This is a genomic window from Marinobacter sp. (assembly GCF_052094685.1).
In the GTDB taxonomy this organism is placed as follows: domain Bacteria; phylum Pseudomonadota; class Gammaproteobacteria; order Pseudomonadales; family Oleiphilaceae; genus Marinobacter.
In genome coordinates, this window is the sequence record NZ_JBQDKB010000143.1 from 1 (window position 1) to 6,585 (window position 6,585).

The window sequence follows — 6,585 nt, forward strand, 5'->3', positions numbered from 1 at the left end:
GCCAAGACTACCAACACTTCGACTACCCAGGCCGCTTCAAAGCCGATGCCAGCGGCCAGCCGTTTACGGAAGCCCGACTGAACGCCCTGCGAAACGATGCCAGCAGCGCGAGTGGTGAAAGCAACCGCGCAGACTTCACCTGCGGCGCCAAAACCGAACTGACTGAGCACGATAACGCCAACCTGAACCGGGAGTGGTTACTTACCGCCGTTACCCATACCGGCAAACAACCCCAAGCCATGGAAGAAGAGGGCGGTTCTGGCCCGACCACTTACCACAATACGTTCAGTGCCATTCCTGCAGACAAAACCTGGCGCCCCCTGAGCGACCATCGCCCACTGATGGACGGCCCTCAGATTGCCATTGTTACCGGCCCGGAAGGCGAGGAAATTCACTGTGATGAATTTGGCCGGGTAAAAGTACGGTTTCCATGGGATAGATACAGTAAAAATGATGAACACAGCAGCGCTTGGCTAAGAGTGAGCCAGGGTTGGGCTGGCGGACAGTATGGCTTTATGGCCCTGCCCAGAATTGGCAACGAAGTGATTGTTAGTTTCCTCGATGGCGACCCAGATCAGCCGATTATTACTGGCCGCACCTATCACGCCACCAACACACCGCCGTACGCGTTGCCAGAACATAAAACCCGCACCACTCTGAAAACCCAAACCCACAAGGGTGAAGGCAGCAACGAATTACGATTCGAAGACGAAGCAGACAAAGAGCAGATCTACGTCCACGCCCAGAAAGACTTGGACCTGCTCACCGAAAACAACCGCACCGAAGTGATCAAAAATGACAGCCATCAAACTGTTGAGAATGACCGCTTCAGCCACGTAAAGGGCAACCAGCACCAAACCACCGATGGCGAGAAACGCGAGCAGACAGGTAAAGACCACAGCTTTAACGTAACCGGCACCATGCACCTGAAAGCCGGTACGGCCTGGCTTAGTGACTCGGGTACTGAGCTGCATATTAAGGCAGGGCAAAAGGCTGTTATTGAGGCCGGTGCAGAGATTACTCTCAAGGCGGGTGGTAGCTTTGTGAAGATTGATCCCAGTGGTGTGGCGATTGTTGGGGCTTCTATAAAAATGAACGCTGGGGGTGCGCCGGGTGTGGGGAGTGGGCAGAAGGTTGGAGTGCCGGGAATGCCGGGGTTGGTGGAGAAGAATCGTGGCGCTGTGGCACCGGCGGAGGTCGCGGATGCTGGGCAGAGGCCACTCGCCGAACGAGTTGATCGCAACACACTCCTGACGGCTGCTGCCGATCGCGCACCGGCAACCAAAACGTGTCAGAAAAAACAGGATGGAAGCTGCAATGTTGACAATTGCCCCTGCGTTGCCTAATCGCGCCTGCTTGGACACATTCCAGGAAGCCATTCGCGACTGGCAGATTCAGCCAGGCCAGCGTTGTCTTTTAATTGTGGATGCCGCCCAGTGTGACGAACATGAAGTTACCAAGGCTTTGTATACCGAATGCAATGATCCGAGCTGGTGCTGGTTGTTTGAGAATAGCCCGCTGGAAAGCTTTACAGATGCGGGGCCGATCATCGTTGATACTGTGATTGACAGTAAGTTCTGTCAGCACGCACTGATGCAATGGGCTGACAAAGGGTTATTGTTTCTGTTTACCGAAAGTGCCGTTGAAGAAGCGGTTTCTGGCTTGCGCGGCATGCTGTACGTTGATTTGGAAACCGCTGGCTCCTGCCTGCTCAGGCCTTATGATACTCGATTTCTTCAGGTGCTATCAGCCTGTCAGCCTGATCAGATGGCAGAATTGGTGGGTGTTAACAGCACCTCGATTTGGTCTGTGGATCTGTTGAATCGTGTGCAGTGGTCAGGATTTCAGGCAACAGGCGCGGCTAAACAGATCAAAACTCATAAAGGCCGTGATTTTGAGCGTTCGTTAAGTTGGGCATTTGGCTGGCCTTCATGCTTGCCTTATGTAGATAGGGATCAACGGGCAGATGCCACGACGCTCACTCGTTTTATCGTAAATCAGTGGCATTCCGGATTGGCCTGTGACAGTCAATCAGTGGAGCTTGGGGCGCAGTGGAAAGCGTTTCGCGAATTATCATGAAAAGGATTTCATAGCATGTCAGCGGTAAAAGAGCCTTCCTGCACTCCCTCAAAGACATTCTGGTTGGAACTGACGGGGCAGCAATCACTTGCTGGTCATGAATATGTTTTGAACGAAATTAACGAAGACGGCCATGAAGTCGTCACGCCAATCGAGATTTGCGGGAAGCACGAAGGCCGTAAAGGGCCGATTCTTGCGGGCCATGTTGAGCAAGCAAAAAAGCGCTCGCTGGTTCTTCAGCTAAAAGGGAACGAGACAATAAACGTTCCCGTTATTGACGAAGAGTCTATTGGCCCTTATGCCTTGAAAGCCCCTCAGCGAAACTATCAGGATAATCTCATGGTGTCGGTTCACCCGACCCTGTTCTGTGACGCAGGAGAATTGACGCACTCGCGGCCCATGAGCGGCTATGATGAAGTCATTGGCGCACCGCTCCGAACCGGCTGGATTTACGTGTTTTTTAAGGGCCGGCTTTGGCGGGAACTCTCCGTTATGACAAGTGAGGACGCGGCGCCTGTTCTGCGGGACACGGCTGTTGCACAAGCTCGTACGGCATCCGTCGAGGCTGTCAATCATCGCAAAGCAACTGGTCCTGAGTTAGATGTTATCCACGTACCTGCTCGCCTGAACGGTGCGGACGTCTATAGCGATGTTTACCTCGCGTTCAGCGAAACTCAATGGTCATGGGAATACATAAGCGCGCTTGAACAGGACACCGACTACGTGACAGCACGCTGTCGCTCTGCTGTGGCGGTCCGTGCATTTCTTGGGGGGCAACAGAGCCTGCATAGTGACTGGAGACATCTTGACGAAATGTCAGCTATGCGCGCCAGGGATACCGCTATGGAAAGTGACGTCACCCATACTGGCCACTGGTTACATGATGTTGATGGCGCAAAATCAAGGCAGGCGCAAGGCGCGCTTATTGCGCAGCGCGATGCGATTGAAGCGGATGAGCATGTGGTTGACGCTGACTACTTTATTGAAACGCCGTCGCTCTATCCGCGTTGGCGTCAGCAGCATTTGCAAGGTGCCTCATTGCTAGAAATAAGCCCTGGCACAGATGTCTTTAGCGCGCTCCGGGATCGGCATCTGGTCACACTACACATGAGAGATTCACTGCAGGCCGCACGTCACCTCGCCCAGCAAGTGAATGCTGCACTGGCGCTAATACTGGCGCTGGTAGATAACGTGAAGAAGCGCCCGTTTGGTGTCACAGCTGAGTTGTTCCATAACAACTTCCGCCGTGAAACATTGCCCAATGGTTCGGCGAATCCCCTCTACATTGACGGCGGTTGGTTTGATAACCGAATTGACGACAGTGAAGATGGGCGACTCCAGCGCACACTATACGACGTCGAACGAGCCGCCCTTCGGGACTTCCTAAAAGAAGCCCAGGCCGCCTTGGTGCGCCTGCTGAACGACGATCGTCCAGAAAACCTGACGGCCACCTTACGGGATCTGTTTGCGCTGGAATCGGGCAATGCTGCCGCCGGATATGTCCAAGCCGGGCCATTGCTGCAGGTGCTCTCACTGCCCGCTCACCGCGCCGATCCATTGGTGCTTCCGCAGGAATCTAACGCAAACGGTGGTGGCGAAGCCGCCGCAATGGCATTGAAGATTGCCAAAGGCGAACATCTCCTGGGTGCGATGCTATTGCCGTTCCCGAACAGCTCGGGCGAATGCCTGATTGGCGATGCGACCCTGTCCAATCTGAAATCCATGGTCAAAGCACTGGAAGATCGCAGTCAGGACATGCGCGCACTGGAGCCCAATGTGCTGCGCAGCATAGCGGAACACCAGGAACAGACCCGGGCACCGGATGGCGAGGCGGTAACCGGGCTGGCCCGCTCTGCGACTTCTGCCTTTTCCAGCGTCGCCGGTGAAATCTCCCATTGGTGGCTGACAAGAATCCAGACTGAGCTGACACAACGCGGCGCCGCGTTCACGGCTGATATCAACCGTATCAAAGGTGCGTTTGAAGGCTTTGCCGAAACCGCCGTCCCCGGCAAAACCACCTTGCAGTTAGACAGTGCAGACGAGGGGCGTACTTATATTGTTCTGGAGGTTCTGGACGAACAGGGCAATACGTTGACGTCTGGTGCTGCGGTAGCGGCCAGTCTGAAAGTGGCCGATGTCGATGCGTTTAATGGTGTGGCGAAACACCAGCCGGTTAAGCGGTTTATGCATCAGACGGCGACGCACCCGGCTGGCTTGCCAAGTGCGCTTGTGGTTTTTGATGTTTGGAATTTTGCTCGTTCGACAGAGCAGTTTTCTTTGAGCGATTCGCGCAAGTTCGCCGGTTTTATAAGTGCCATCTCAGATCTTGCTATTAGTTCAGCGCAGCTTACAACTCTGTTACCCAAACAACCATCGTGGCTGGCTCCTTCCGTTGCAAACTGGAAGCAAGAAGCTAAGTGGTTCACGCGACTGGCGCAGGGCTTTAACTCTCGTGATCAATTTGCTCAGGCCGTTGTTAGAAACCGATTGCAGGCTGCTGGCTGGATTGCAGGGATGTTCACTACCGCCTTGATGGTCAGTGATTCAGTGAGTTCATTTGTTAACGGTCGATGGGGAGCAGGGTCCGCCCAATTAATCAAAGCAGGCGGCGTTGCAACCATGGTCAATGCTGACGTCATTGCTGCCCGTTTGCTGACGCCAGCCGGTCGTCGAGCGGTTGAGCGCACTTCGGTTCAAGCTGCACAGGCGGCCGTTGGGCGTCTGATGCCAGCCGCTATTCGTTGGGCGGGAACTGTGGCGTCAGGTTACGTCACCGCATTGGGTTTCGCGATTTACGTAGTGGGCGAGATCGCCTATTACCGACTGATGGATGATGCCATCAGTGAGTGGCTCCGTGCGGGGCCATTTTCCGGCGATCCCGGTGAGCGGACCGATGAACTGTCCTTGGAATCCGGCGCTTACATTGCTTTGGTGAAAGCGATGACACCGGTATCGCTCAGGCGTATCCCGGAGAATGGCGTGGTTGAGTGGCTGCAAGCAAGGAATCTCGCTTTCTGGCAAAACGAGGCAGAGGCGGTTTTATCATTCGCCAGTCCAGCCCTTGCCATTACCGGCAAGCCCGCCGAAATAGAGCTGGTGCTATCGTACGAGCAGGAACACTACCGTATTCTGGGCCCGAATCCGTCCGGAGGCTGGCGTACTCAAACCCTTGGCAGAAAATCGGGTACCATCCGTCAGGGCATTGAAAACCAATACGATGAGCAGCGCCAGGCAATCAATTTCATGATAGGCAAGTCGCAGTTGTCAGACTTTACGCCGCGATCAGACTACGAGCGTGTTGAAACCTGTTACCGGGTGAAAAGCCTTTCGCTTACCTTTACGGTTGACGTATGGCAGCGAGACGCAGAGGAATACGAGGGTCAGGAAGTGACTCATACGATGGAGGATCTGGACGTTGAGTGGCAGCGATAATAAATCAGACTCGATGAGTGAGTATTGTGAAACAGCTTTTCGATCGGACTCGATTCCAAAGCAAAAGTCTCTGGAAAATCCGGGCGGGTTTGCAAAGGCATTGGAAGGCGGCGACCTGATTGAGCGTTTGGGCTGGGCGAATTACGCGGACTTAGATATCCATGTCAGTCCGAATTCATCTGAAACGTACCAAAAACGTGCATCTGGACGCGACAAAAGAGATTTGGCCGGGCCTACGTGGACCTATCGGAAAAAGCCTACTGATTTCATTAAAACACGTTGGCAGCTACTATTGATGTTTGCGGGAGCAATGGCTGATTATCAAATTGTCGGTTTTTTCATGGCTTGCTCTTTCGCCGCATTTATTTTTGGTGCTGTACAAGAGGGGCTTCTTCTCGCAGTTCAGCATGGAACCTGGCCGATGATTGGGCTAGCAACAATGCACCTCTTTTTCCGCTACCCCTTCACCTGGATCCTTGAGCGTAACCCCGACTTCATCGTCAAAGACCTGGGCTGCGGCTTCTTCCGCCCCACCGGCATGGTCAAATTCCGCACCTGGCGTGAGGAGACCTTCGAGGCCCCGTTTATCGAGTTCGACCCCTATATTTCCTACCATGTTCAGCCTAAAGGGCCGGTCAGCTACAAGCTACAGCTTCGCCACCGATACAGCGGCTGGCAAACGGCAGTTGCCGAGGTGCACAGCACACAGAAAGTCGAACTCTACGCTCACTGGGACGAACTACAGCGCTACATGGATGTCAGCCAGCCCTTGCCCGACATTCCGGCCCTCGAACCTTACCGCCACCTCGATCCCACAACAGCCGAGTACGACGCTTCGGGCAAACGCGAACGTCCCGCCGATTACTGGGCCGCGCTGGATCTGGAATGGTGGGAAAAAGAAGGCTATCCCGCCCAGATGGAAAAAATCCGCAACTTCCCGTGGGACTCGCTGGAAGACCAGATGCAATACAGCGTGCCGAACCTGAATGAGGCGGCGATGGCATAGGCCTCAATGACCTGGGGCAGGTCTCTTAATGGGCATGATCCGCGCTGAGAAAACGATCAGCAACGAGT

The 6,585-nt window shown here is 54.3% G+C and carries 4 protein-coding genes; all 4 read left to right on the plus strand.

The window, feature by feature from the left end:
* A partial coding sequence (locus ACTH3S_RS17470) for a type VI secretion system Vgr family protein (RefSeq protein ID WP_441810290.1) occupies positions 1 to 1,346 on the plus strand: 1,346 nt, incomplete at its 5' end.
* Positions 1,318 to 2,079: a DUF4123 domain-containing protein gene (locus ACTH3S_RS17475; RefSeq protein ID WP_441810291.1), complete on the plus strand. Its 762-nt coding sequence runs from the start codon at positions 1,318 to 1,320 to the stop codon at positions 2,077 to 2,079. The genes ACTH3S_RS17470 and ACTH3S_RS17475, both read left to right, overlap by 29 nt.
* A 15-nt stretch (positions 2,080 to 2,094) precedes the next feature.
* Positions 2,095 to 5,511: a hypothetical protein gene (locus tag ACTH3S_RS17480; RefSeq protein WP_441810292.1), complete on the plus strand. Its 3,417-nt coding sequence runs from the start codon at positions 2,095 to 2,097 to the stop codon at positions 5,509 to 5,511.
* Positions 5,495 to 6,517: a hypothetical protein gene (locus ACTH3S_RS17485; protein ID WP_441810293.1), complete on the plus strand. Its 1,023-nt coding sequence runs from the start codon at positions 5,495 to 5,497 to the stop codon at positions 6,515 to 6,517. Before ACTH3S_RS17480 ends, ACTH3S_RS17485 begins: the two co-directional genes overlap by 17 nt.
* Positions 6,518 to 6,585 lie beyond the last annotated feature (68 nt).

What these genes read in the sequence shown, in the direction of transcription:
- ACTH3S_RS17475 (WP_441810291.1), top strand. Translation starts at nt 1,318, where the DNA reads ATGTTGACAATTGCCCCTGCGTTGCCTAATCGCGCCTGCTTGGACACA.
- ACTH3S_RS17480 (WP_441810292.1), top strand. Translation starts at nt 2,095, where the DNA reads ATGTCAGCGGTAAAAGAGCCTTCCTGCACTCCCTCAAAGACATTCTGG.